Below are 26,577 nucleotides of genomic sequence, written 5' to 3'. Positions count from 1 at the left end.
GCAGGCATGAAGGATTCCAAGGTCATCGTCGCAATCAACAAGGACGAAGAGGCCCCGATCTTCCAGGTCGCAGACTACGGACTCGTCGCCGATCTCTTCGCGGCCGTACCTGAGCTCACTGAAAAGGTCTGACGTCCCGGGGGGCGCCTGGCGCCGGACTTGCTGTCGCAACCACAACCGGACGCCCCACACCACGATAGTGCAGAGGGCCCGCGCAACGGCGGGCCCTTTTTTCAATTCTCGGCCTGTGCAAGCATCACATCGCGACCATCCGCGCCAGCACCGGCTCCAAGGCAACCGCAGCCGCCCGATGCACCGCCCCTCCCGGGGTTTCCGCTGCCGCAGGTGCCTCCAGCTCCGAAAACACCTTGCCCTCCAGGGACGCGCCATCTTCGCGTGCCCAAACGACCTCCAGCGTCTCGGCGGCGTGCGGGCGCAAAGCGTCGATCATCGCCCGGTCCACGAAGAGCGGGTCCCGAAGGGCGCCACCGACCTCACTGGCCGTCTCCTCCGGTGGATGATCCGCCATGTAGAGCAGGACAACCTTGTTCTGGATCCGGCCAAGGAGGAGTTTCATCCGCGCAAGCCAAGCCGCCTTCAATTCGTCGACGACCAGCCGGAACCGATCCGGCCCGCGCTTCGCAAGCGACTGCAACATGTGCCGGTTGAAAGAAAAATCCGTGAAGTCCACATCGCGGAAGACCGCCCGCATCAAGGCCGAAGCCGCCACGAAACGATCATTGCGCCGCGGATGCACGCTGTAGAAGCGGTTCGACATGTTCTGGGCGCCCAGAACCTGCACAACGGTCACCGAAGCGCCATCGGCAACCGACATTGCCCCGCTGTCATTCAGAAAAACATCGACCCCGGCATTCAGGCAGCCGAGATTCACGCAGGCCGTGCCTGTCGCAGCCTCCACGAGTTCCGGAAATGGTTTCTCAATGAAACGCCCGTAGGTCTCGTTTCCGCCAATGAAGGCGCAATACGGCACCTCGAGGTCCTTTAGAGGCCCCCGGAAGTGCAACCTGGACACACCATACCGGCACAAAGAATAGTCAAGGGCGCCAACGCCCGGATGCTCGAACGACATCCCACCACCTCATTTTCGACTCACCCAACGCCAGATTGCGCCCCCGGTCTTGCCAAATGGCTAAACAGGAAGGTTGAGACGATTTATAGCAATCGGGCGTGACCAAGTTCGCTGGAATACTTCGCACATGCAGAATAGGGTCCGTGCAAATGCAGCATCCACGGAAGGTGGGAACATGGGTATCAAGACTGTAGGAATCGTCGGCGCAGGGCAGATGGGCAACGGCATCGCGCATGTCTTCTCGCTCGCGGGATACGATGTGACGCTGACCGATATCAGCCAGGACTCACTCGATCGGGGCCTCGCGACCATTCGCAAGAACATGGACCGCCAGGTCACCAAGGAAAAGATCACCGCCGAAACCCGAGACGACGCGATGTCCCGCATCCGCACCACGCTGCAAGTGACCGACATCGGACCCTCGGACCTTATCGTCGAGGCTGCCACCGAACGGGAAACGATCAAGACGGCGATCTTCGAGGATCTGCAACCGCATCTCAAACCGGAAACGATCCTGACGTCCAACACCTCCTCGATCTCGATCACTCGTCTGGCCAGCCGCACCGATCGCCCCGAGCGTTTCATGGGGCTGCATTTCATGAACCCGGTGCCGGTGATGAAACTGGTAGAACTGATCCGCGGCATTGCCACGGACGAAGAGACCTACCAGACGATGCTGCAAGTGGTCGACAGCCTTGGGAAAACCGCGGCCAGCGCCGAAGATTTCCCGGCCTTCATCGTCAACCGAATCCTGCTGCCGATGATCAACGAGGCGGTCTACACGCTCTACGAAGGCGTCGGCAATGTTCGGTCCATCGACACGGCGCTGAAGCTGGGTGCCGCGCATCCGATGGGGCCGCTGGAACTGGCGGATTTCATCGGACTCGATACCTGCCTTGCGATCATGAACGTGCTCTACGACGGCCTCGCAGACACGAAATACCGGCCCTGCCCGCTGCTGACCAAATATGTCGAGGCCGGCTGGCTGGGGCGGAAGTCAGGCCGTGGCTTCTATGACTATCGTGGCGAGACGCCCGTACCGACGCGCTGACCACAGGCGTCGGTCGCAACTGGCACCCGGCCGACCATCCCGTGAAACCGTACAGTTCGGATCCCGTCACCGTGGCGGGATCGATCGAATGGGGACACTTGCGAAGCTCTGAACCCGTTCAGCCCATGCCTGTCGGGCCAGCGACGATCTCAGAGGTTCTTCAAAGAGAGCGTCTGCTCTCGCAGCCAGGCCATGAACCCGCGCGGATTTGACGACCAGGAGGCAATCTCTTCGCGATCAAAGACCTCGCCCACGGCGGGCGCTTGTGGCTTGTTGAGCGAGTGCACAACCTCGTAGAGCAGCAACCCCTGACGCAGAGTGGCCGACACCCGGTTCGCCATCTGATACCACCGCGAGTTGCTCCCCGGGAAGAAGATCGGAAGGACGGAGGCACCGGACCGCTGGATCATCTTCGCTGTGAACGGGTTCCATTCCCGTTCGATCACCGGCCCCAGAAGCGTGTCAGACGAGGCGACCACTCCCGATGGGAAGAGCACAATGCATCCCCCTGCCTTCAGGTGGTCCATCGCTGTGCGACGCATTTCGAGGTTCTTCTGCAAGGCGTCTTCTTCGTGCGGGAACGGCACGGGAATCATGAACTGGTCAATTTCACCGACGCCCGTCAGCAGGGACCGGGTCAGGATCTTGTAGTCAGTTCGCCGCCGACCGATCAGCTCCGCCAGGACCATCCCGTCCACAAGCCCGTGGGGGTGATTGGCCACGATCACCAGCGGCCCGTCTTCGGGGATGTTGTCAATCTGCGACTGAGGGGTCGTGAGCTTGATGCCCATAACTCCAAGCGCCTGTTCCCAGAAGGGTTGACCGTGCGGGACCCCCATCGCTTCGAACTTCCGGATAAGACGCAAAAGCCGCATCTTGCCCGTCAGAAACTCCATTGCGTGGATGGCACCAACCTGAAGAGGGTTCTCAAAGGTGTTGGCGTAGGACAGCCTACGGCGGTCATACGGTTGATCGGCAAGATTCTGGCCGTCCCCCTGCCCGACAAGATCTCGGTGGGGCGGCCGGTGCATCATCACCGGTCTATGCTGGGTCGATTCCACCAAACCAACTGGATCCTTCGCCGGTTCGCCTTACATCCCCTCACCGAACTTGTCGGCGACGAGCTCTGCCAGTGCCCGTGCAAGCTCCTGTGCCTGGCGGCCACTGGTTTGAACCTCAATAGAGGTTCCCCGTGAGGCTGCCAACATCAAAAGGCCCATGATGCTGTCACCTGCGGCGTCGAGACCATCCTTGGAGACATTTGCCGTCGCGTCAAAACTCTCCACCATCTCCACGAACTTGGCCGACGCGCGTGCGTGTAGCCCCTTCTCGTTAATGATTTCGAGTGTCTGCGTGGTGGAATTGTTCATGCAGCTCTATGCCCTGCCGTTTCCATCGAAACTGTTGATGTACTTGCGCCCTGCTTGCAGCGCGCTCTGCACCGCGTCTGACACGGGCATTTGCCGGGACTTCGCGAGCTTGACCAGCATCGGCAGATTTGCGCCGTAGAGGATCCGCCGATTGCTCTGGTTGCAGGCCCGCAGCGAGAGGTTTGAGGGCGAGCCGCCAAACATGTCCGTCACCACGACTACGCCGTCCCCCACGTCCACCGCATCTGCGGCTTCGAGGATTTCGGCCTGTTTCAACGTCCTGTCATGTTCGGGTGCGATCGTGATCGCGCGCATGCCGACCTGCTTGCCGACCACATGCTCGACCGCGGCAAGGTATTCATTTGCCAGACCACCATGCGCGACGATGACGATGCCGATCACGCTATTTCCTCGCTTGCGCTGCGCTGCCGCTCGATGCGGCTCGTCGCTCCAGTTCACGATGCCTAATTGACACCTGCCAACCGGCCTCCGCAAGCGTATTCCCGAGGTGTTCAGCAAGCGTGACCGAACGATGTTGCCCTCCGGTACAGCCGAAACCGATCGAGAGGTATGATTTACCCTCTTCAACATAGGCCGGAAGCAGCAATTGGGTAAGTTTCAGGACCTGATCGAAGAACGCATCATAGCGCGGGTCCTGCCCGACATAGCTCGCCACGTCCGGCGATTGGCCGTCCTTTTGCCGGAGCGCGGGTTCCCAGTAGGGATTTCTCAGGAAGCGGACATCGAAGACCATGTCGAGCCCGCGCGACAGCCCTCGCTTGTAGGAAAAGGAGTGCACCGACAGCGCAAGCCGGTGTTCAGGCGAGCCACCGAACCACCGATCGATCTCGGCCCGAAGGTCGTGAATTGTTAGATCGGAAGTATCGATCAGGATCTCAGCCCGGACCTGTATCGGTTTCAACAGATCAAACTCACGCGCGATGCCGACTGCCGGACTGTCGGCAGGGGCCATCGGGTGGCGACGCCGCGTTTCAGAGTAGCGTCGCAACAGAACATCCGCTGCGCAATCGAGGTACAGTAACTCGACACCGCGGGAGTCGAGGCGGTCGATCAGTTCCAGAAACGCAGCAGTCGAGAAATCCCGGTTTCGCGTGTCGATGCCGAGTGCAAGCGCCTTTCCGTGCGGCGGGCCTTCCAGCAATGGCGGCACAAGCGAGAGCGGCAGGTTGTCGATGACTTCATAGCCAAGATCTTCCAGCGCCCGGATGGCCGTGCTTCGACCGGCACCGGACGGCCCGGTTACGAGGACGGTCCGCGTTCCGGTGCGCGGGGTGTCCCGCTCGTCGTCGCTGAGTTCACTCATGGATCGGTTCTTCTGTGCAGAAGGCATTGGAGGAGGGCGCTGGCAGGAAGTCTGCCCGGCGGACGGTAAAGCATGGTCAACGGGACGCCAAGGATCTCCGTCGTGCGGCGCGGCGGCAATCGCTCGGGTTCAGGCTGCCCGAGATCGATTGCAAGCGCGAGGGGGACATTCGTCCGGAAGGGTATCGTCAACAGCCCGACATGTCTGGCTTCGATCCGCCCTGCGATGCTCTCCGGCGCCGTGGCCACGAGTTCGCCGTTGCTGGTGCGCACATGTGTGCGATCATCTGCCACAAGCTCGGCGCCGAGAGCGATCAGGTCCAAAGCAAGGGAGGATTTCCCTGCCCCCGAAGGTCCGAGAATCAGCAGCCCGCCATCGCCGAGAGCCACGGTGCTGGCGTGGAGGATGACGCTTGTTGGCGGGTCGGTGGACATCACGACCCCTCCCGTTCGGCACTCACACCGGCAGGCCGACGACGAACCGCGCTCCCAGGGGTTCTGACGTGATGTCGGCATCGGTCGGACGAATGTTCTCTGCCCAGATAACACCGCCATGCGCCTCGACGATCTGCTTGGAAATCGCCAGACCAAGCCCGGAATGATCGCCGAACTGGCCGACTGGGCGCTCGGAATAGAACCGGTTGAAGATCTTGGTCAGCGCCTGCTCCGGGATGCCGGGACCGGTGTCTTCGACCACGACCAGCACCCTGTTCTCCCGTTTCCGAACCCAGACCCGAACCGCATCACCATCTTCGCAGAAGGACACGGCATTGGTGATCAGGTTGACGAAAACCTGTGCCAGCCGCGCCTCCAGCCCGAACACCTCGATCGGTTGGCGCGGCAGGTCGGTGATGAACTCGACCCCCTTGGCATTGGCATCCTCGCCCAGAAACTGCGTGAGGTTGGTCATCATCTTGACCAGATCGAACCGCTCCTCGTCTTCCTTGACAAGCTCGCTGTCAAGCCGGGACGCGTTCGAGATGTCGCTGACAAGGCGATCCAGACGACGGACGTCGTGATCGATCACATTAAGGAGTTTCTCGCGTTGATCCTCCCGTTTGGCCACGCGCATCGTGCCGACGGCCGAGCGCAGGGACGCCAGCGGGTTCTTGATCTCGTGGGCAACATCTGCGGCGAACTGCTCGTTCGCATCAATCCTGTCATAGAGCGCAGCCACCATACCGCGCAACGCACCCGAAAGGCGGCCAATCTCGTCGGGACGACCGGTCAGGTCGGGGATTCTGACCCGTCCCGGCGTCATCTTGCGCGCATTCCTGTCGCGCCCGATTTCTGCAGCCGCCGCGAGATCGGAAAGCGGATTTGCAATCGTGGAGGCGAGCACGAGGCTCAAGCCGATGGACACAAGGATTGCGATGACGAACATTTGCAATACCTGCTCCCGCTCGTTTCGGACCAGCGTATCGATCTCGCCCGCAGCAGACGCCAGCGCAACGACACCAACCAGATCCCCGGCACGCGTGATCGGTGACGCAACGGAGAACAACACCTCGCCATTCGCATCGGTACCCGTCTTCATCGGGCGGACGTCGACAGTGGTTTCGGCAACAAGCGCACTGGCCAGCACTTCACCATCCGCGCCCTCAAGGTCCGGCCCCGTCGGCGTGAAGACCCGGGAGACGCCCAGCCAGATCGTGTTTAGCAGGTCGGTGATGACATTGCTTCCATCCGACAGCGACAGGTGCAGGTTCGGGCCGGTTCGGTGCGCGACCCGATTGCCAGCGGCATCAAAGACATAGACCTCCACACCGCGCGACAGGCTCAGGCGGTCGATCGTCGCCTGTGGGTCGACGCCATCGCGACCGGACAGGCTGAACGGGGCATTCTCCGGGATCTGGAGTTCGAAGAGATCGGCAATCAGCGCCGCTTCGAGGTGAAGGGAGTTCACGCGCTGCGTTGCCAGACTGTCGCGGAACGGGTTCAGATAGAAAACCCCGCCAACGAGGATCAGCAGGCCGATCAGATTGAAGGTGATGATCTTGCGCGCAAGCGGAGACCGATTGAGCGTCAGGTAGCCGCGGCGTTCCCGCTTGCGGCGAACGTCCACGTCAGAGGTTTCCGGGACGACCCAGTCGTCACCCAGAACCACGTCGTCGTTGACCATTTCCTGACGGGCGTCGCGCACGCGTCGCTCTCCCTTCCGGGTTTGAGGGTCACTCCTCGTTATACCGGTACCCAATGCCATATAGCGTCTCGATTGCCGAGAAGTCGGAATCCACCGTGCGCATCTTCTTGCGCAGCCGCTTGATGTGGCTGTCGATGGTGCGGTCGTCGACATAGACCTGGTCGTCGTAGGCGACATCCATCAACTGATCGCGGCTCTTGACGAACCCCGGACGCTGGGCGAGGGCCTGCAACAGCAGGAACTCCGTCACGGTCAAGGTCACGTCCTTGCCCTTCCAACTCACGGAATGGCGCAGCGGATCCATGATCAATTCCCCGCGCGTGAGGACCTGTGCCGTTTCCGGCTCGCCGGCCTCGTCAGCGGAGATCACCTCCTGGCGCCGCAGCAACGCGCGGATCCGCTCAACCAGAAGCCGTTGCGAAAAGGGTTTCTTTACGTAGTCGTCGGCGCCCATCCGCAGCCCGAGAACCTCGTCGATCTCGTCGTCCTTGGACGTCAGGAAAATGACGGGCATGGACGTTTTCTGCCGCAGGCGTTGCAGCAGGTCCATGCCATCCATCCGGGGCATCTTTATATCCAGAACCGCCATGTCGGGCAGCTTGCGATTGAACGCATCCAGCGCCGATTGCCCGTCATTGTAGGTTTCCACCTCGAAACCCTCGGCCTCAAGGGTCATCGAAACCGAGGTGAGGATGTTTCTGTCGTCGTCCACAAGCGCGATGCGCGACATTGGCGTGATCCTCGTACTGCTCATTGTCCAATTTTTTAGACATTTTCCTGTTTCCAGCCCTTGGAATCAACAACGAACTGCGAATCGGGCATGTGGCTGGGCACACATGACACCTATTTCGGAAACGAATGGCTAATTTGCATCACTCCCAAGCATGCACCTGGGAACATGGGTGCCATGCAGATGTTCCCTTGGGTCATGCGCAGGGCGAGAACCCGTCATTCACGGGCGGAAACAGCGACATGGTGGCGCTAACAAACGGCTGTGGTGGCGCTTCAAATGCGTTCCGCAGGTGGTATATGACCTCCACGAACAGTACTCCGATCGGCCCACTCTCGACATGGCACGAGGGCTCGTCAGCCGGAGCGCAAATGAGCACAGTTACCGCAATCCCAGGAGGAAAGCATGCAAGCTCCAACCACCAACGCCAGACTGATCAAATGGGTCGAGAAGATGCAGGCGCTCTGCAAGCCCGACCAGGTCGTTTGGTGCAACGGTTCCCAGGAAGAATATGACGAGCTCTGCCAGCTGATGGTTGATGGCGGTACGTTCATCCGCCTCAACGAGGAAAAACGCCCGAACAGCTACCTCGCCCGCTCCCACCCCTCCGACGTGGGCCGGGTCGAGAACCGGACCTTCATCTGCTCCAACAGCAAGGGCGACGCAGGCCCGACCAACAACTGGTACGACCCGACCGAAATGCGCGGCATCCTGAACGAGAAGTTCGAAGGCTGCATGAAGGGCCGTACGATGTACGTCATACCCTTCTCCATGGGTCCGATCGGCTCCCCGATCTCCAAGATCGGCGTCGAGATCTCCGACAGCCCCTACGTTGTCACCAACATGCGCATCATGACCCGCATGGGTCAGGAAGTGCTCGACTCGCTCGGCGACGACGGCTTCTTCATCCCCTGCATGCACTCTGTCGGCGCCCCGCTGGCCGAAGGCGAGGCCGATGTTCCGTGGCCCTGTGAAAGCGATATCGAGAACAAGTATATCGTCCACTTCCCTGAGACCTACGAGATCTGGTCCTACGGGTCCGGCTACGGCGGCAACGCGCTGCTCGGCAAGAAGTGCCTTGCCCTGCGCATCGCCTCCGTCATGGCCCGCGACGAAGGCTGGCTCGCCGAGCATATGCTGATCATGGGGCTGGAATCGCCCGAAGGCGAAAAGACCTACCTTGGCGCCGCCTTCCCGAGCGCCTGCGGCAAGACCAACCTGGCCATGCTGCTGCCGCCGAAAGGCTTCGAGGGCTGGAAAGTCTCGACGGTCGGTGACGACATCGCCTGGATCAAGAAGGGTCCCGAGGGCGAACTGCGCGCGATCAACCCCGAGGCCGGCTTCTTCGGCGTTGCCCCGGGCACGAACCGCGCAACCAACCCCATCGCCATGGACACGATTCAGAAGGACGTCATCTACACCAACTGCGCGCTCACCGATGACGGCGACGTGTGGTGGGAAGGCATGACGAAAGAGAAGCCCGCGCACCTGATCGACTGGAAAGGCAACGACTGGACTCCCGAAAGCGAGACCCCGGCCGCGCACCCGAACGCCCGCTTCACGGCGCCGGCTGCCAACTGCCCGTCCATCGACCCCGCCTGGGAAGATCCGGCAGGTGTCGAGATCGACGGCTTCGTCTTCGGTGGCCGGATGTCCCAGGACATGCCGCTGGTCTACCAGGCCTTCAACTGGTCGCACGGCGTCTACCTTGCCGCCACCATGGGCTCCGAAGCCACCGCTGCTGCCATTGGCGTTTCCGCCATGCGCCGCGACCCGATGGCAATGCTGCCCTTCTGCGGCTACAACATGGCCGACTACTTCAGCCACTGGCTGAACGTTGGCCGTCGCGTGTCCAACCCGCCGCGGATGTTCCGCGTCAACTGGTTCCGCAAGGACGACAACGGCAAGTTCATCTGGCCGGGCTTCGGTGAGAACATGCGCGTGCTGAAGTGGATCGTCGATCGTGTCCACGGTCGCGGAAATGCGGTCGAAAGCCCGATTGGCTGGATGCCGCGCCACGAAGACATCCATTGGGATGGCCTCGAGTTCCCGTCCGAGACCTTCTACGAACTGATGAGCGTCGATCGGGAAGCGGGTACGGCCGAAGCGCGCGCACACGAGGAGCAGTTCGACAAGTTCTTCGACCGGCTGCCGAAGGAGTTCATCTTCGAGCGTGAACTGCTTCGCTCGCGCGTATGGCGCTCCCCGGACCATTGGGAACTGGCGCACGAGCATCCCGAGTGATCTCGTAGCGACAAGATGTGAGAGAGGCGGCTTCGGCCGCCTCTTTTTTTTGCGCGGCCGACAAGGCGGGCGAGATGTTCTCGCTAACAGTCGGCTCTTGTCGCACCCCCGGATCAAATTCGCGATGCTATACGAGCCGTACCGGGCAGATTTGGCCCGAGTGGGCAGGTGCCGCGCCGCCAGCCGAATGGACAGGAACAGGACGACCGCGTTGGCGGTTCTTAGGAGCGAACAAATGACAACTGGACGTGTGAACCCGGCGATGCGCCTGGAGGATCAGGGCATTACCGGCCTCGGCAACGTGTTCTACAACTACATCGTGCCGAACCTGATGACGGAGGCACTCAAGAATGGCGAAGGGAAGCTCGGCCTTGGCGGCACTTTCCTGGTTTCTACTGGAGAGTTCACTGGCCGGTCGCCGAAGGATAAGCACGTCGTCAGGAACGCCGCCTCCGAGGACACGGTATGGTGGGAAAACAACACCGCCATGGCGCAGGATGGCTGGAATGCGCTGAAGGCCGACATGTTCGAACACATGAAGGGGCGCAACTACTACGTCTCCGATCTCTATGGCGGCGCAGACAAGAACCTGCGTGTGTCGTTCCGGATGGTCAACGAGTTCGCCTGGCACGGTGTTTTCATGCGCCACATGCTTCGCCGCCCCGCCCGCGTGGAACTCGACAGCTTCGTGCCGGACTGGACCATCGTGAATTGCCCGTCCTTCAAGGCCAACCCCGCACGGCATGGCTGCCGCACGGAAACTGTCATCGCCCTGAATTTCGAGGACAAGATGATCCTGATCGGCGGCACCGAATACGCTGGCGAGAACAAGAAGGGCGCTTTCACGATCCTCAACTACCTGTATCCGGCACAGGACGTGATGGCGATGCACTGCTCCGCCAACCATGCCAAGGGCAACCCCCAAGAAAGCGCCGTCTTTTTCGGCCTCTCGGGCACTGGCAAGACAACGCTTTCCGCAGATCCCGACCGCATCCTGATCGGCGATGACGAACATGGCTGGTCTGATCGCGGGATCTTCAACTTCGAAGGGGGCTGCTACGCCAAGACGATCAATCTGTCACAGGAAGCCGAGCCGGAGATCTATGCCACGACCTCCATGTTCGGCACCGTGATCGAGAACATGGTCTATGACACGGAAACGCTGAAGCTCGATTATGACGACGACAGCCTGACGGCCAACATGCGCTGTGCCTACCCGCTGACCTCGATCCCGAACGCCTCCAGCACGTCACTCGGCGGGAACCCGAAGAACGTCATCATGCTGACCTGCGATGCCTTCGGCGTCCTGCCTCCCATCGCGCGATTGTCGCCGGAACAGGCCATGTACCACTTCCTGTCCGGCTTCACCTCCAAGGTGGCGGGCACAGAGCGAGGCATCACCGAACCTCAGCCGACATTCTCGACCTGCTTCGGGGCACCCTTCATGCCGCGTCGCCCGGAAGTCTACGGCGATTTGCTGAAAAGGAAGATCGCCGAGAACAACTCCTGCTGCTGGCTCGTCAACACGGGCTGGTCGGGTGGCGCCTACGGCGAGGGTGCGCGAATGCCGATCAAGGCCACGCGGGCGCTGCTCTCGGCCGCACTCGATGGCACGCTCAAAACGGTTGCCTTCCAAATGGATCCGAATTTCGGCTTCGAGGTGCCCGTGGAGGTGCCGGGCATCGAAACCGACTTGCTGCACCCGCGGAGCACCTGGAAGGACAAGGACGCCTATGATGCGCAGGCGGCCAAACTGGTCACGATGTTCAGGGAGAATTTCGAGCAGTACATGCCTTATGTGTCGGACGACATCAAAGCTGTCGCGATCGGCTGACCACGGGCATCCTGGCGCCCGACCTGCGCGTCACCCACCTTGAGCAAATCGAAATGGCCCGGCGCATGAATCGGCGCCGGGCCACGTTCCACGCAACGATTGACTGCGCTCGCCCCTTGCGCCCGCACCAGCACAAGACCAAGATCGCAACGACCATCTGCGGAGCGCGTTTGCCGAACCTCGTCACCCTTCTGGCCCTTGCCCTGGCACCTTTGCTCCTGCCCGCGCCCGCTTGGGCAGGGGATCATCTTGTGTTTGCGGCCGCAAGCCTGAAGGAGGCCCTTGAGGAAGTCGTGGAGGACTGGACCCGGGAAACCGGGACGCGCGCGGAGATTTCTTTTGCCGGAAGCTCCGTGCTCGCGCGACAGATCGAGGCCGGCGCCCCGGCCGAGTTGTTCCTGTCGGCCAACACGGCCTGGATGGACCAACTGGATCGCGGTGGCCTGCTCGAACCGGGAGGACGGATCGACTTGCTGTCCAACCGGCTCGTTCTCATTTCCTCCACAATCGCACAGCCCACTGACCTTGAGGGCGCCATCGCCAGGATCCCGGGCGAGGCGCCCATCGCCATGGCGCTTGTCGACGCCGTGCCCGCAGGGATCTATGGCAAGGCGGCGCTGCGCAAGCTGGACGCCTGGGACTCTCTCGCTCCCCAGGTGGTCCAGACCGACAACGTCCGCGCCGCTCTCGCCCTCGTCGCCACGGGGGCCGCCCCATTCGGGATCGTTTACGCGACCGATGCGCAAGCCGAACCGCGGGTCCACGTCATCGCGGAGTTTCCCGCTGACAGCCATCCGCCCATCAACTATCCGCTTGCCCTGATCGAAGGCGCAGGCGAGAGCGCCCGAGACCTCTGGCATCACCTGGCAAGCCCCTCCGCAACCGCAATTTTCCTTGATCACGGGTTCAACCAACCCGCTACGGGAGAGTAATCGTATGCTGGGGCTTGAACCGGACGCCTGGCAGGCCGTCGCACTTTCCCTGCGCGTCTCGCTCTGCGCGACGGCCGCAAGCCTCCCCATCGGGATCTTCGTGGCCTACGCGCTCGCTCGCTGGGAGTTTCCCGGACGGCAGGCCCTGAACGGCATCGTTCACCTGCCCCTGATCCTGCCCCCGGTTGTCACCGGCTACCTTCTCCTGCTCACATTCGGCCGTCAGGGCCCCGTGGGCGCGTTCCTTGAGGCCACCTTCGGGATTTCGTTCGCTTTCAACTGGACCGGCGCGGCATTGGCGGCCGCGATCATGGCCTTTCCACTGATGGTTCGTGCGATCCGGCTCTCGGTTGAAGCCATGGATCCCGGGCTGGAGCAGGCCGCCGCCACGCTGGGCGCCTCGTCCATCCGCGTTTTCCTCACGATCACCCTGCCGCTGATGCTCCCCGGCATCCTTACCGGCAGCATCCTCGCCTTCGCCAAGGCGATGGGAGAATTCGGCGCCACGATCACCTTTGTTTCCAACATCCCGGGCCGCACACAGACACTGCCCTCGGCTGTCTATGCCTTCCTTCAGGTGCCCGGCGCAGAGGGCACGGCCATTCGCCTCGTGCTGATCTCGGTGGCGATCGCAATGGGGGCTCTCGTGGCTTCGGAGGTCCTGGCCCGGCGCGCAGCGCGCAGGATGGGCACGCGATGACGCTTTCCATTCGCCTCCGCCACGCCCAGTCCGAGTTCGAACTCGACGTCGACTTCACGACACCGCCGGGTGTCACTGCGCTCTTTGGACATTCCGGCGCCGGCAAGACAACGATCGTGCAAGCCGTTGCAGGCCTGCTGAAACCCGATTCCGGACGGATCAGCATCGACGACGCACTGCTCGAAGACAGCGATCGGGGTTTCTGGACCCCGCCCCGGAACCGCCGCGTTGGCTATGTCTTTCAGGACGGACGCCTGTTCCCGCATATGACTGTGCTGAAGAACCTCCGCTACGGCGCAAACCTCGCCGGTGTCCGTGACCCTGCGGAGGAGGATCGGGTAGTCGACCTCCTGGGGCTCTCCGACTACCTCCATCGCTATCCCGGCACCCTGTCCGGTGGCGAAAAGCAGCGCGTGGCCATCGGGCGGGCCTTGCTGTCGCGTCCCCGGCTGCTACTGCTCGACGAGCCGCTGGCCGCCCTCGATCCAGCACGCCGCGAAGAGATCCTGCCCCACCTCGAACGGCTGCGGGACAATAGCGGCTTGCCCATCCTCTATGTCAGCCACGCCCCCTCCGAGGTCGCACGGCTCGCCACGACCGTTGTGCTCCTCGAACGTGGGAAGGTCCTGAAACTTGGTCCGGCGTCCGAAATCCTGTCGGACCCCCAGATGGTGCCCGCGATCGGCCCGAGGGAGGCCGGCGCCATCCTTGCCGCCACTGTCATCCGCCACCACGACGACGGGCTGAGCGAGTTGCAAACTTCCGCTGGCACCCTGCTCCTCCCCGCGGTCAGTGCCGCGCCAGGCCGCTCTCTCCGCGTCCGAATTGCCGCGCATGATGTCATCCTGTCGCGAGAGGCTCCCAAAGGCCTATCGGCCCTCAACATCCTTCCCGCCCGGGTCTGCGCTCTCCGCCTTGGTGACGGTCCTGGCGCAATCGTCCAAGTCGAAACGGGCACCGACCGGCTGCTCGCACGGATCACGCGACGATCAGTCGTCGCTCTGGGGCTGGAGCCAGGCGCCGATTGCTACGCGATCATCAAATCCGTCGCAGTCGCGCGCGAAGACATAGGACGGGGATAGTTTTCATTCCATCGCCCGCCGCAAAAGATTGGCCCCGGCAACGACCAATACCACCAGTGTGGCATTTCTGAACTTCCGCTGGTCCAACCGGTCATGAACCTTTTGCCCAATCCGCATCCCGATCAGCGCCGGCACAACCATCGCGGCCGAAAGCGGAACCGTGCTTGCATTCAACACCCCGGTCTGAAGATGCGTCATCGTAAGCAGCGCCGCGCCGAGGCCGAAAGCGACTCCCTGCGTCCGCACCTGCTCCGCCTTTGGCGTACCCATGGCCGTGAGCAACAACACAAGCGGTGGTCCCCAGACTCCTGACACCCCACCGACCACCCCTGCACACGCCGCAAGCGCCACCTCGACTGGCAGGCGTCGCCCTTCTGAAATGGAGATATCGACTCCGACAAGTTGAACCACTCCGAAGAGGACAATCGGGACGCCGATCAGGGCAAAAAGAACCCGTTCGTCAAGCACTGTCACCAATTGCGCCGATGCGACAAGGCACACCGCACCGACGGAAAGGAAGACGCGGCGCGCACGGATGGCCCTCCAGGCAGCCGCGAATCCATCCCGAAACGCTTGCTGGTAGTTCGTGACCAGAGTGGGCAGGATCAGGGCCGCCAGCGCCAATTCCGGGGACAGGAAAGACGCCAGTCCCGAAACCATGATCATTGGCATCGCGAAACCAACGGCTCCCTTCACGAAGGATGCGATCAGCGTCACCCCAATGGCGAGGACGAGGTGACCCGCGGAGAGGCCGCCGAGTTGCACGAGTTGTTCCATTCCTCGGCCATACCGGAACTCTCGACGCGCTGCACAGTCAAATTTCACGCGACACATTTAAAGCTATTTGCGCGTCATATTGAAATTAAGTTGCGCTGCAACTGCAAACAGCCTATCCCGGTTCGCAACTGCAATTGGAGGATTCGGGACATGCCGCATGATGGACAGGACCTGCCCATGAAAGAGGTCGAGGCCCCGCTTCTCGACGAGCTGCTGTCGCTCACCAAGGCGTCAATCGCCCCGGTTGATGCGTTGCTGTCCAAGGCAATCGACACCGTGCGTGCCCGTGTTCTGGAGGGCGGTCGGGTCTCCGGCGCCTTGCTCGAGGAAAACCAGACGGCAGCACATGCGTTGGCGTGGCTCGCGACCTATGCGCAGTCCTTGCGGCAGATGCAGGCCTGGGCGGAAAGACTGGAGGCGCAGGGTAAATTCGGTGAGATCGAGCAATTGCTCCACCAGATCGCGTTCGGAGAGTATCTGTTGCAGATCCAGGGTGGAATCCCGATGAGCCAGGGCGAGATCATTCGCGTCCGGGACATGGGCCTGGACGCTATGGAAGACCTTGCGACCTTCGCAACCCCCGAGATTTCAGCGCTCTGCCAAAACGGAAACAGCCAGCGCGCCCGCACAAGGCTCGTCGAGCTCATGCAGGAACAGGCCGCAAATGTCACCTTTGGCGCGACGGGTCTGGAGGACGAGTTGGAGATGATCCGCGAACAGTTCCGCCGCTATGCGGTGGAACGGGTGGAGCCCTATGCGCAGGAATGGCATCTCAGGGATGAACTCATTCCCATGGAGGTCATCGAAGAGCTGGCGGAGATGGGTGTCTTCGGGTTGACGATACCGGAGGAGTTCGGTGGTTTCGGGCTGTCCAAGGCATCGATGGTCGTGGTTTCCGAGGAGCTTTCCCGCGGATACATCGGCGTCGGCTCACTCGGCACGCGCTCCGAGATAGCCGCCGAGTTGATCCTCTGTGGTGGAACCGAGGAGCAGAAATCCCAGTGGCTCCCGAAGATCGCCAGCGCCGAGATCCTGCCCACGGCCGTATTCACAGAGCCAAACACTGGCTCCGATCTTGGCAGTTTGCGGACCCGCGCAGTGCAGGACGACAAGGGTGACTACATCGTAACGGGCAACAAGACGTGGATCACGCATGCCGCGCGAACCCATATGATGACTCTGCTCGCACGTACGGATCCCGAAACCTCGGACCATCGGGGCCTCTCAATGTTCCTGGCGGCAAAGACGCCGGGTACGGATGAAGAACCGTTCCCAACCGAAGGTATGACGGGCGGCGAGATCGAGGTTCTCGGTTATCGTGGCATGAAAGAGTATGAACTGGGTTTCGACGGGTTCTGCGTGAAGGGCGAAAACCTTCTGGGCGGTGTCGAAGGTCAGGGATTCAAGCAACTCATGCAAACCTTCGAAGCCGCGCGCATTCAGACAGCGGCAAGGGCGATCGGGGTCGCGCAATCGGCTCTCGACATCGCTATGCAGTACTCACTGGATCGCAAGCAGTTTGGAAAGGCATTGATCGCTTTCCCGCGCGTCTCTGGAAAGCTCGCCATGATGGCCGTAGAGATCATGGTTGCGCGTCAGCTGACCTACTTCGCCGCCTGGGAGAAAGATCACGATCACCGCTGCGACCTCGAGGCCGGCATGGCAAAACTCCTTGGGGCACGAGTGGCCTGGGCTGCTGCCGACAATGGCCTTCAGATCCATGGAGGCAATGGATTTGCTCAGGAATACGCGATCAGCCGGGTTCTGTGCGACGCCCGAATTCTCAACATTTTCGAAGGCGCCGCAGAGATCCAGGCTCAAGTTATCGCCCGCAGACTTCTCGGCTGACTTGATACGCGCTCGGACGGGGAAACACCTTTGATTGCGATCCAATCAATTCACAATAAACTCAGCGTGCAAGGCACCAGCAGCTTTTATGCTCTTGAGTATGTCAATCAAATCCCTTGGCGCCACGCCCAAAGCATTCAGCCCCGCCACGACCTCGGCAAGTGACGTGCCACCGTCAACCTCGGCAAGCCCAATGCCCGGTTCCTCCTCGATCTGAGCCGTCGTGCGGGGAAGAACAACAGTTTCTCCCGGCGCGAACGGGTTGGGTTGGACCGCCATTGGTGTTTCTTCGATACGAAGAGTCAGGTTTCCTTGGGAAACAGCCACCTTGGAAATCCGCACGTCATCGCCCATTACAATGGTTCCGGATCTTTGATCCACGACGACCCGAGCTTTTCGCTCAGGCTCGACCCGTATGTTCTCTATTCGACCAACAGCCCGAGCAGGCGAGCCAAGCCTCGTCGCCAAGACGTCGAACTCGACAGTTCCCGAATCCAGCATGCGCGCAACAGTTCGCCCAAAAGCTGAATTGATCGCTGTTTCGATCCTGCCAGCCGTTGTGAAATCGGGGTTTCGGAGAGCCAGGCGTAGCCTGTCCAATGACCCGAAATCGAAGTCGATCTCTCGCTCCACACGTGCGCCAGCCGGAATGGTGCCGGCTGTCGGAACACCGGTTACCACACTTGCAGCATCACCCTCAGCCTGCGCCCCGCCGGCAATAACTGTTCCCTGCCCAACAGCATAGATCTGTCCGTCGGCCGCAGTGAGGGGAGTCATCACCAGTGTTCCCCCGAGCAAACTCTTGGCGTCGCCGATTGCTGACACGGTCACGTCAATTCTGCCACCAGACCGAGAGAACGGAGGCAGCGTCGCTGTCACGAATACCGCGGCAACGTTCTTTGGCCGAAACTGCTCACCTGTAACGTTGACCCCCAACCTTTCGAGCATGTTCGACATTATCTCTTCGGTGAAAGGTGCGTTCCTGATGCCATCGCCGGTCCCGTTCAAGCCGACCACCAATCCGTAGCCCACCAGATCGTTTCCCCGAACACCGTCAAATTCCACTAAATCCTTGATGCGTACCGGTCCCGAGACGGCTTGGGTTGCCAGGATCAAACCTAAAAGCACTAGCCTAGTCAGTGACCGCATCAAAGGAAATCCACCAAGCTCAGTTGCGACACACGGGCGGTCACAGCGAACAGAGTCTCCAATTGGTTCTGGACCTCTTGCAACTGGGTTGCACTGTCAAACGGATCGATTGACAGGATGCTGGACCTTGCCAACTCCAGCGAGGCCATTTCCGACGCCATCTCTACTTTGCTCTCTTCAATGGTCTCCTGCGCCTGCCCCACATTTGCCATGGTGACGATCAGTTCATCGTTTGCGGTCAGCAGAGCATCTCCGGCCATTCCAATCAGCGCTTCCTGAGCTGATGGCTGTCCAGCCAAGATGCCTCGATCCAACAGCGCGACCATAGCAATCCCTTTGAGAAGATCTTTAATCTCTGGATCGTTTGCAGAGACAGACAGGTCTAGCAGTTGAGAGTTCCCAACTACCATTGGCGATACAGGGTTCGTGGATCCTGTGTACGCAATCGTGTCGAAACCTCCTCCGATCGCAAACCAGGCATCAAAGACATCTCGCACTCCGGATGCGGATGTTTCGGCTGCCACGGCGGCCTCTAGAGAATCCAGGATCGCTCCGGCGTTTGACAATGCAGAGACATCGGTATCGGCGCCAGTGAATACTCCCCTCCCGGCGTATGTTGTGTTCAACCGGCTGACCGCCGCCTCGAACTGACTATTCGCCTCGCTTGACATGGCAGCGACCAGTGCCGGACTTCCTGTGTTAGCAGCATTGGCCAACTCGACCGACCACGGATGGATTGAGGCCTGAAGTGTTGCGAGAGCTGATTGCGTTGCATTTGCGAACCCCGCGGTTTCATCGACTGCATTCGCAAGAGCATCCAGACGTGACAGGGAATGCTCAAATGCTGCCAACTCCCGGAAGTTTCCGCCAACAGTTGAACTCACGGAAGACGTTTGCCCGGTCGAGAGTTCCTGAACCAGAGTATTCGACTCCGCCTTCAACCTCGAATTCTGATTTCGCAGCCAGTTGCTGCTCGCCAAATCGCCTATGGATAGAATTGCCATGATCAGATCTGCAATATTTGCTGCATCAGTTCGTCGAGCGTCTGGATAACGCGTGCATTTGCAGCGTAGCTTTGCTCGACCAACAGGAGTTTCTGCATTTCATCGTCGGTGTCGACACCATCTTGCGAGGCTTCATATTCAAGCACTTGCAACCTCGAGGCGTCGAATGCTTGCTGATCGATGGCGAGTTGGGACTTGGTTGAAACTATCGACAGAAAGTCGGATGCCAGTGAGAATGTCGACCTGGATAATCCCATTGAGGGACCAGACGAGACGACGGATGCCTCACCAAGACGCTCGGCCATTGCCGTCAAGAGCGTCGCATCCCCGACTTCGCCCGCGGAAACCGAGGCCAGCCCGCTGCGCAAGCGCCAATTCTCTGCTATCGCCTCAGGGTGCACGAGATCGTTCACCGAAATATCTGAAGACAGCCCGGTGTCGTCCGGACCGGTGAAACGGACCCCCCCATCAGTGAACACTCCGGCCGATCCCGTACTCAGGGTAGGGTCCAATCCACTGTCCTGAAACCGCTCGATCAGATCTCTCGCGAACGCATCAAGGCTTGATTGGGGCTCCGTGGCTATCTCATCACGTATGCTGAATGCCGCTGCGAGTGTTCCACCCGCGATTGGGTCATACGCGCTGCCCACAGCCAGGCTATGCCCGTTCAGTACCAATCCGGAAAGCGTGCCACCCCCGAGGGACATCTCAGCGGTGATCATCGAGCTCGCGGAGAATTCGAATTCTGCGGCTGGCCCATCGAGGAGCACCGCACCTCCGGGTGTGAACAGTGCGATCTGGCCGCCATCGCGCGGGACCTGCGTCACTGGTACGAACTCGGCAATCTCCCCAACAAGGGTTTGGCGTTGATCCTGAAGGCCGGAAGCGTCTTGTCCGCTATTCCCGGCGCGGAAGATCTGCCAATTCAAGGTTTCAACTTGTGAGAGCTTTGCGTTCAAACTTTCCACCATCATGGCGATGTCCGCGTCCGCATCCATTCGCATCTGTTGAAAATCGTCTGATATCGCGTTGATCTTGTCTGTCAGACCCACCGCTTTCAAGGCAACCTCGTCCAATCGGGAGACCTCATCAGGCCGGCTTGCTGCCTGAATGAGCGAGGCTTCGAGCGCGTTAAGGTGATCGGCGAGAGAGCCTGGCTCTGTCGGCAAACCCACCGATTTTTCCACCGCCAACCATGCATCGGCCAGCGCAGAGTTGTTGGAAAGGCTGGCCCTCGCATTCCGTTGATCGGCAAGGGCACGTTCATTGACAATCCGTGTGACACCGTCGACCTGCACGCCGGCCCCGACATCTCCCACGGATTGCGACGAAAGAGCGATTTCACGGCGGGCATAGCCCGGCGTCATCGCATTTGCGACATTGGCCGAAACAACCTCCGCGGCCCGTGACGCGGCGGTTAGCCCGGACATTGCAATCGAGAGCGAGCTGGTCAGGGTCACTGCCTGGTCCTCACATCAGTCACCATGTCATCGCTTGATATTGGTGGTTTCCTGAAGCATCTCATCGACGGTCTGAATGACTTTTGCATTCGACGAGTATGCCCTCTGAGTTTGAATGAGATTGGTCAGCTCGTTTGCCACATCGACCGACGACTCTTCCAATGCATAGCTCACGATGTCGCCCGTCGCGCCATCACCAGCGTCCCAGAGGTAGAAGCTGCCGCTCTCGTCAGAGATCTGGTAGGTCTGATTGTCCAGTGCAGTCAAACCGTTCGGATTGGACATGGATACAAGCGGAATCTGGTAGACGACCCGCGAGATCCCGATGTCGAAATTCGCGATAACATAGCCGTTGGCATCCACTTCCACGGACGTCATGTTGCCAACCGGCGAGCCATCCTTGGAAATCGAGGTGGGCGCAAAGCTGTCGGAAAGCTGCGTCATGCCGGCGGAGTCATACTGCGCGCCAATGTCGATATCGATTGGCCCGCCATCGACGAAGACGGTCAGGATGCCAGTCGTCGAGTCGTAGCTGGATGCCTTTGTTGCATCGAGGTCGTCGATCGTCTCGGTGGCGGCATCGCGGGTCGCGCTTTCCAGCGTTCCACCATAATCGCGGTCCTCCGCAAAAGTGAGATCATAGGCAGCAATGACCTCTCCCGGCGTTGCGGAATCCGCGATCGACATGCTCCAGGCATTGGTTGCGTCGCCCACTGTCGCCGAGACATTGGGAGTAAAGGTAATCGTCAATGACTGGGACGTCCCCAGATTGTCATAGTATTCGATTGGAAGTGTAAGCGGGGCACCTGCGCCACCATATTCGGTCTCTGTTGCGGGCAGATTCACCCCGAGCGATATGTTCTCCGTCGGTTCGCCCGCAAACTGGTTCACATTGATCTGGACCGGTTCCAGGCCATCGGAAGTGTCGCGCGGGAAGTCAGGCACGGTACCATCAGCCTCGGCCGGCCAGCCCATCAATACGAGACCACTTTCTGTCTTCAGGATACCGTCCTCATCGGTCCGAAAGGACCCTGTCGTGGTGAGGTACATTGCTTCCTCACCATTCTCGGTTCCGACATCCGATTCCGTCGTTACCGGAAGGAAACCGTCGCCCCTCACTGCAAGGTCCGTGGAGTTGGATGTCGTGACCAAAGCACCGCTCTGATCGATCAATCGGTTTGTGGTTACACGTACACCACCCGCGGAATATGACCCGCTGCCACCGTCGATCACCATGGAATGAAAGTCCGCCTCCGCCCTTTTGTACCCGTAGGTGGAGGAGTTGGCGATGTTGTCCGAAATCGTCGCCAGCTGAGTCGCATTGGCTGCAAGGCCAGCGACTCCTGCGTTCAACGAGGAGGAAATGGTCATGGGGGCGCCTTTCTGTGCTGCGACCTCGAATTGGCAGCACTATGGGGACAGCCGACTTAAGGCCCCACTAACATATAAAATTTTCCGGATTTGCTTCCCGCTAGACATCGGACCGCAAAAGAACAACTTCCAGACGATCATTCCTCATCGCCATCGGGTTGGAGACTGCGGGCTTCCGATCGGCGTGCCCGACGATCCGGTCAATCCGCTCCGGAGTAAGCGTTTCGATCATCATTTCCCGAACGATTTCCGCCCGTTCAACGGATCTGTCCCAAACCGGGTTCTGCTTGAGAACCACGGCGTGAGAACGGCTGTGCCCCTCTATCGCGACGGAATTCGTCGCCAATGCAAAGACCCTCGCAACAACCGACACCAGTTCGATGAGCAGAACGGTCGGGGTGTCGGAGCCAGGGACGAACAATGGCTCCCCCTCAAGCGCGAACAGCTCCACGACCAACCCCTCGTCGGTCACACGGGTCACGAAATGGCGCAGCGCGTTTTCCGACGCCAGCACTTCGCCCCCCGAGCCGAGCAGGATCTGTTCGAGTTCGCGGAGCTTGTCGCCATCCTTGAAGCCGACCGAACCTGCCTTCTGCGGCGCAGCCCGCAGACTCGTTGCACCGATCCCGTTTTGCGCCAACGTGTCTTCGGTGAAGACGCTATCGCCTCCGAAACTGCCATCTCCGCCACCGGAAACCCGGTTTATGGGAATGGTGGGACTGAAATAGTCAGCAATCCCCTTCCTTTGCTTTTCCGTTGTCGCGTTCAGCAGCCACATCAGCATGAAGAAGGCCATCATTGCCGTTACGAAATCCGCATAGGCGACCTTCCAGGCACCACCATGATGCCCGTCGCCCGAGACGACCTTCTTCCGCTTGATGATGACTGGCGCGTTGGACCCAACGCTCATTTCACCACCTCGCTATACACCCGTCTCCAGTCGTATCAGTGGCGTATGAAGGGATCCTTTACACCGGCGTGATGAGGACGTGCCTAGTATCCATAGTCATAATAGTAGCCATTGCTGCCCCGCCCCGGGCGGCATTTGTTCAGAACGACACCAAGGACATTTGTCTGACTGGCCAACTCACGCTCGCACGCATCAATCTGATCTATTGTCGTCACACCGGCTTCGGCGATCATCAGGACACAGTCGACATTCCCTAGAAAGGCTGCCGTGTCGTCATTCACCAGCATCGGCGGCATGTCGAAGACCATGTAGTCCGGCTGGTAGTCGGCTTCGACCCGATCAAGCGCCTGAGCCGTTTGCTCGCGCAGAAACAAGTCCGATGCTTCGCGATATGGCTTGTGGTTCATCGCCAGGATTAGGTTGCTGGACAGGCGGCGGGCAATGTCGGGAAAGTCGGCGCGACCATTGAGGAAATCCTCCACGCTGTGCTGTTCCCGTTGCCCCAGTGCCTTCGCCAACGCCGGACGGCGCATGTCCAGGTCCATCAGCATGATCCGGAGATCCGGCTGGCGGGAGAGCGACACTGCAAGGTTGATCGATGTTGTCGTCTTGCCCGAACCGGGGGCCGGAGAGGTGACGGCAATACGTCGCCACCCATTGGCCGCAGTGATCTTGAGCACCTTGGTCCTGAGAACGTCAAAGGCCGCGGCATCCTTGTTGCTGTTCAATGATACAAGCCGCCCACGTTCCTTCTTGCGCTCACTCACGTCGATACGCCGGATCGAACTCCAACGATCGGCGATCTCATGGTCGGTAGATGCCCGGTGTGACTTTACTCCGCGCGTCGTATCTACGCCCAGGCTTTCTCTTTTCTCGCGGGCCTTCGCCAACGCGGCCTGTAGTTTTTCCATCAAGAATACTCCACGGGCAGGACACCTATCACCGGATCAAACATCAAGCTTGTCCAGCAATCGTTCACCGAGCAGATCGAGCGGAAGATAGGCATAGTGAACATAATACAGGATTGCCGGAACCCCGGCGACAACGAGCAGCAAGATGATCAGCCGGCGCAGCCCACCGGAAACCCTCTCTCCACGGGTTGTGATGTAAGGCACGGTGGCCAGGGGAGTGATTCCCAGCGCACTCGTAAGGTCGCGGGGGTAGCGAACCGACTTGTCCAGCACTTCCAGAAGAATGATCAACCCAATGCCAGCGGCAATTCCAAGCGCCAGGCCACCGCCAGCTATCAGCGGTCGATTTGGGCTGTGCGGTTCGGTCGGCGCAGTGGCCTGTTCGATCACCGTGATGCGCTCACCTTTCGAAAGCAACTCGATCCGTTCGCCGGTGACGGCGGCCGACAGGCGATCCAGCGCTCTGTTGTGCTGGTCCTGAAGGATCTTGTAGTCCCGTTCGAGCGCATTCAATTCAACGGTGTTGTTGGGGGTGCGGCTGATTGTGTCCTGGAGTTTCTTCAACTCCGCCTCGCCAAGCACATATTGTTCCTTGAGATAGGCAACCTGCGAGTCGATCTCCGTCAGTTGCAACTCAAGGATCGCGTCGCCTTCAGCCTCGCCATCTTCGTCACTTGCGGCGCCGAGTTGCGCGCGGAGGGCCGCGACCTGCGATTGCAAGATCTTCACGCGCGGGTTTTCTTCGGAATAGACGCTGAGAGCGGCCCGAAGGCTTTCCTCCAGTTGGCGAAGTTCCCGCTGCTCCGGAGACAATTGCAGGCTGTCGCCACCAACGGTGCCGGTGCGCTCGTACACTGCGAGGACACGTTCGCGTTGCTCCTCCAGCAGAGATATGTTGCGCGAGATCGACGCGAGCCGTTCCTCCAGGCTCGATTGCCGTTGCAGCCGGTAGCCAAGACTATCTGGCAGGGCGTCGACATTGCTGGTCTGAAACTCCTGAATGAGCTTACTTTGCCGATCAATCTCGCCTTGAAGCCGCTCGACCTCCTGCTCGAAGAAATCCTGCGTTCCTTCGGCCATCCGCATTCTGGTCCGGGCGCTCTCGGACAGGATCCGGGTGACGAACTCATTCACCACCTCTGCCGAGATCGGCGCTGACCGGGCGAGGAACCTGATCTCCAGCAAGGTCGCACGATCGCGCCCGCTGGTTGCCTTGAACCGTGCGTCCTTTCGCATCTGTTCGACGATCGCGTCGGGGGTCATATCCGTGATGTCCTCGTAGACTTCGAACTCCCGTGCAATCCCGATCAGGTTCTTTCGCGTCATCAGCCGCTGCTGCATGATCTCAAGTTGCTCGTTCGGGTCGAGCTGTACGGTTGAAGCCGCAAGGTCGCCCGGGATCTGCGCAGACTCAACGAGCAGCATCGAACGCGCCTGGTATTGGGTCGGCAAGTAGATGGCCAGAAACAGCATCATCGCGGTGATGCCCCCCGCGACCACAAAAAACAGTGGCAATCGACGCATGAATGCGTCGACGAAATGCCCCAGACCCTTGTTCATTCAGCAACCCTTTCGCCGGCGCCGAACCCGGTAATGAAGACGCCGTCGCCAACAACCTGCCGAACCGTTTCTGCACTGATCGGGGACTCCTCGCTCAACGCACCGTAGACAAGGCAGAACTCCGCGAGCTTGTTGATCAGCCGCGGTATACCGCCCGTGTGGCGGTGGATCTCGACCAGGGCTTCCGGCTTGAACACAACATCATTGCCACCGGCATGGCGAATGCGGTGACAGATGTAATCTGCCGTCGCTTCCGCGCTCAGGGCGCCAAGGTGATAGGCCGCAACCACTCGCTGGGCGAATTGCTGGAGCTCCGGCCGCATGATGCGGCTACGCAACTCCGGCTGCCCTACAAGGATCAGTTGCAGCAACTCGTCCTTGCCCGAGTTGATGTTGGTCATCAGGCGCAGTTCTTCCAGCGCCTCGACCGACAGGTTCTGGGCTTCGTCGATGACCAATGCCACGCGGCGCCCCTCGGTGTACTCATCGACGAGGTGATCCTGAAGGGCCTGATACATGTCTACATAGTCGGCGCCCCGTTCGACCTTGACTGACAGCGCATTGAGTACCCAGCGCGCCAGCTCGCCACGCCCACCCTGCGCATTCGATATCAGGCCAACGGTCGTGTTTTCCTCGATCACATGCAGCATGTGCTGCAGGAGCGTGGTCTTGCCCACGCCGATCTCCCCCGTCAGCACGGTGATCGGGGACCGGGTCACGATTCCGTATTCCAGAATCGCGAAAGCCGCCCTGTGCCGGTCCGACCAGAACAGGAAATCCGGATCCGGTACCAGGCTGAAAGGCCTTTCTGTAAGGCCGAAGAAATCGAGATACATGTCGCTGGCAGTCACGATGTCCGACCCGATGTGAACCTTGGCACTTTCTGCCTCCTGCTCTTCGCCGACCGCAGATCGCCGGGGATCATCTGATCCCGACAGCAACGCCCCGGCCTATTCGTTCCGGCAGACCGTCGTCGCCGCCGGCTGCATCATTGGCGGTTTACGTGTCGTAGACAAGGGGAGCAATGGCCAGCCCACCGAGGGAAAGGCAACACTGCAACATATTGCCCGGCGCATCCCTCAATCCCG

At 60.3% G+C, this 26,577-nt stretch carries 23 protein-coding genes and 2 pseudogenes; 8 read left to right on the top strand and 17 right to left on the bottom strand.

From position 1 onward, the window contains the following. Positions 1-132: pseudogene (locus CLV78_RS22470) on the top strand (electron transfer flavoprotein subunit alpha/FixB family protein); the annotation flags it as partial. Between the two features lie 124 nt (positions 133-256). On the opposite strand, the gene CLV78_RS22465 reads toward CLV78_RS22470, so the two are convergent. Beyond that, positions 257-1,090, bottom strand: a complete 834-nt coding sequence (locus CLV78_RS22465; RefSeq protein WP_106208236.1) for a DUF6473 family protein — start codon at positions 1,088-1,090, stop codon at positions 257-259. A gap of 175 nt (positions 1,091-1,265) precedes the next feature. Here CLV78_RS22465 and CLV78_RS22460 point away from each other — a divergent pair, with 175 nt between their 5' ends. Then, on the top strand, positions 1,266-2,141 hold the full coding sequence (locus tag CLV78_RS22460) for a 3-hydroxybutyryl-CoA dehydrogenase (protein ID WP_106208234.1): 876 nt from the start codon (positions 1,266-1,268) through the stop codon (positions 2,139-2,141). A 149-nt stretch (positions 2,142-2,290) separates the two neighbouring features. Here the strand turns inward: CLV78_RS22460 and CLV78_RS22455 are convergent, their stop codons facing one another. From CLV78_RS22455 to CLV78_RS22425, 7 genes are read right to left on the bottom strand one after another with little or no spacing between them, the layout of a single operon-like run. Next, complete coding sequence (locus CLV78_RS22455) at positions 2,291-3,172, bottom strand: lysophospholipid acyltransferase family protein (protein WP_245925255.1); 882 nt, start codon at positions 3,170-3,172, stop codon at positions 2,291-2,293. Between the two features lie 60 nt (positions 3,173-3,232). Next, the gene (locus tag CLV78_RS22450) at positions 3,233-3,511 is read right to left on the bottom strand and encodes an HPr family phosphocarrier protein (RefSeq protein ID WP_106208231.1); all 279 of its coding nucleotides are present in this window, start codon (positions 3,509-3,511) and stop codon (positions 3,233-3,235) included. A 6-nt stretch (positions 3,512-3,517) separates the two neighbouring features. Continuing rightward, positions 3,518-3,913, bottom strand: coding sequence for a PTS sugar transporter subunit IIA (locus CLV78_RS22445; protein ID WP_106208229.1), 396 nt, complete (start codon positions 3,911-3,913; stop codon positions 3,518-3,520). Between the two features lies 1 nt (position 3,914). Then, complete coding sequence (gene rapZ / locus CLV78_RS22440; protein ID WP_106208227.1) at positions 3,915-4,835, bottom strand: RNase adapter RapZ; 921 nt, start codon at positions 4,833-4,835, stop codon at positions 3,915-3,917. Then, complete coding sequence (locus CLV78_RS22435) at positions 4,832-5,269, bottom strand: HPr kinase/phosphorylase (RefSeq protein WP_106208226.1); 438 nt, start codon at positions 5,267-5,269, stop codon at positions 4,832-4,834. Before CLV78_RS22435 ends, rapZ begins: the two co-directional genes overlap by 4 nt. 22 nt (positions 5,270-5,291) lie before the next feature. After that, positions 5,292-7,037, bottom strand: coding sequence for a sensor histidine kinase (locus CLV78_RS22430; RefSeq protein WP_106208224.1), 1,746 nt, complete (start codon positions 7,035-7,037; stop codon positions 5,292-5,294). Beyond that, the gene (locus CLV78_RS22425; protein WP_106208240.1) at positions 7,006-7,707 is read right to left on the bottom strand and encodes a response regulator transcription factor; all 702 of its coding nucleotides are present in this window, start codon (positions 7,705-7,707) and stop codon (positions 7,006-7,008) included. Before CLV78_RS22425 ends, CLV78_RS22430 begins: the two co-directional genes overlap by 32 nt. A 399-nt stretch (positions 7,708-8,106) precedes the next feature. Between CLV78_RS22425 and CLV78_RS22420 the strand changes: the two are divergent. The 5 genes and pseudogenes from CLV78_RS22420 to modC all read left to right on the top strand — a co-directional run. After that, positions 8,107-9,951, top strand: a pseudogene (locus CLV78_RS22420) (phosphoenolpyruvate carboxykinase (GTP)); the annotation flags it as partial. A 235-nt stretch (positions 9,952-10,186) separates the two neighbouring features. Then, positions 10,187-11,785 (top strand): phosphoenolpyruvate carboxykinase, encoded by a 1,599-nt coding sequence (locus tag CLV78_RS22415; RefSeq protein WP_106208221.1) that lies wholly within the window; start codon positions 10,187-10,189, stop codon positions 11,783-11,785. Between the two features lie 53 nt (positions 11,786-11,838). After that, positions 11,839-12,717 (top strand): molybdate ABC transporter substrate-binding protein, encoded by an 879-nt coding sequence (gene modA / locus CLV78_RS22410; protein ID WP_245925254.1) that lies wholly within the window; start codon positions 11,839-11,841, stop codon positions 12,715-12,717. A gap of 4 nt (positions 12,718-12,721) precedes the next feature. Further along, positions 12,722-13,417, top strand: coding sequence for a molybdate ABC transporter permease subunit (gene modB, locus CLV78_RS22405; RefSeq protein WP_106208219.1), 696 nt, complete (start codon positions 12,722-12,724; stop codon positions 13,415-13,417). Further along, positions 13,414-14,499, top strand: a complete 1,086-nt coding sequence (gene modC, locus CLV78_RS22400; RefSeq protein ID WP_106208218.1) for a molybdenum ABC transporter ATP-binding protein — start codon at positions 13,414-13,416, stop codon at positions 14,497-14,499. Before modB ends, modC begins: the two co-directional genes overlap by 4 nt. A gap of 3 nt (positions 14,500-14,502) precedes the next feature. Here modC and CLV78_RS22395 read toward each other — a convergent pair whose 3' ends face one another. Next, the gene (locus CLV78_RS22395; RefSeq protein WP_106208216.1) at positions 14,503-15,276 is read right to left on the bottom strand and encodes a sulfite exporter TauE/SafE family protein; all 774 of its coding nucleotides are present in this window, start codon (positions 15,274-15,276) and stop codon (positions 14,503-14,505) included. Positions 15,277-15,426: 150 nt separating this feature from the next. Between CLV78_RS22395 and CLV78_RS22390 the strand changes: the two genes are divergently transcribed. Then, positions 15,427-17,124 carry an acyl-CoA dehydrogenase family protein gene (locus CLV78_RS22390; RefSeq protein ID WP_106208214.1) on the top strand — a complete coding sequence of 566 codons (1,698 nt, stop codon included), beginning with the start codon at positions 15,427-15,429 and terminating at the stop codon, positions 17,122-17,124. Positions 17,125-17,169: 45 nt separating this feature from the next. Here the strand turns inward: CLV78_RS22390 and CLV78_RS22385 are convergent, their stop codons facing one another. The 8 genes from CLV78_RS22385 to CLV78_RS22350 all read right to left on the bottom strand — a co-directional run bounded on the left by CLV78_RS22385 (position 17,170) and on the right by CLV78_RS22350 (position 26,340). Then, entirely contained in the window at positions 17,170-18,273 is a 1,104-nt protein-coding gene (locus CLV78_RS22385; RefSeq protein ID WP_106208212.1) for a flagellar basal body P-ring protein FlgI, read from the bottom strand. After that, on the bottom strand, positions 18,273-19,277 hold the full coding sequence (locus tag CLV78_RS22380; protein WP_106208210.1) for a hypothetical protein: 1,005 nt from the start codon (positions 19,275-19,277) through the stop codon (positions 18,273-18,275). The genes CLV78_RS22385 and CLV78_RS22380 overlap by 1 nt, the downstream gene beginning before the upstream one ends. Positions 19,278-19,279: 2 nt before the next feature. After that, positions 19,280-20,737, bottom strand: coding sequence for a flagellar hook-associated protein FlgK (gene flgK / locus CLV78_RS22375; RefSeq protein WP_106208208.1), 1,458 nt, complete (start codon positions 20,735-20,737; stop codon positions 19,280-19,282). A 27-nt stretch (positions 20,738-20,764) separates the two neighbouring features. Continuing rightward, positions 20,765-22,108: a flagellar hook protein FlgE gene (locus tag CLV78_RS22370; RefSeq protein ID WP_106208206.1), complete on the bottom strand. Its 1,344-nt coding sequence runs from the start codon at positions 22,106-22,108 to the stop codon at positions 20,765-20,767. Between the two features lie 100 nt (positions 22,109-22,208). Next, complete coding sequence (locus CLV78_RS22365) at positions 22,209-23,018, bottom strand: OmpA/MotB family protein (RefSeq protein ID WP_106208204.1); 810 nt, start codon at positions 23,016-23,018, stop codon at positions 22,209-22,211. A gap of 83 nt (positions 23,019-23,101) precedes the next feature. After that, on the bottom strand, positions 23,102-23,929 hold the full coding sequence (locus tag CLV78_RS22360) for a CpsD/CapB family tyrosine-protein kinase (protein ID WP_106208202.1): 828 nt from the start codon (positions 23,927-23,929) through the stop codon (positions 23,102-23,104). Positions 23,930-23,965: 36 nt separating this feature from the next. Next, complete coding sequence (locus CLV78_RS22355) at positions 23,966-25,489, bottom strand: GumC family protein (RefSeq protein WP_106208200.1); 1,524 nt, start codon at positions 25,487-25,489, stop codon at positions 23,966-23,968. Continuing rightward, complete coding sequence (locus CLV78_RS22350) at positions 25,486-26,340, bottom strand: ExeA family protein (RefSeq protein ID WP_245925253.1); 855 nt, start codon at positions 26,338-26,340, stop codon at positions 25,486-25,488. Before CLV78_RS22350 ends, CLV78_RS22355 begins: the two co-directional genes overlap by 4 nt. Between the last annotated feature and the right edge of the window lie 237 nt (positions 26,341-26,577).

The sequence above is a fragment of the Aliiruegeria haliotis genome, from assembly GCF_003003255.1.
GTDB classification, from domain to species: Bacteria; Pseudomonadota; Alphaproteobacteria; order Rhodobacterales; family Rhodobacteraceae; genus Tropicimonas; species Tropicimonas haliotis.
The sequence above is the reverse complement of the archived record's forward strand: the minus strand, read 5'-3'. Positions and strand labels throughout refer to the sequence as shown.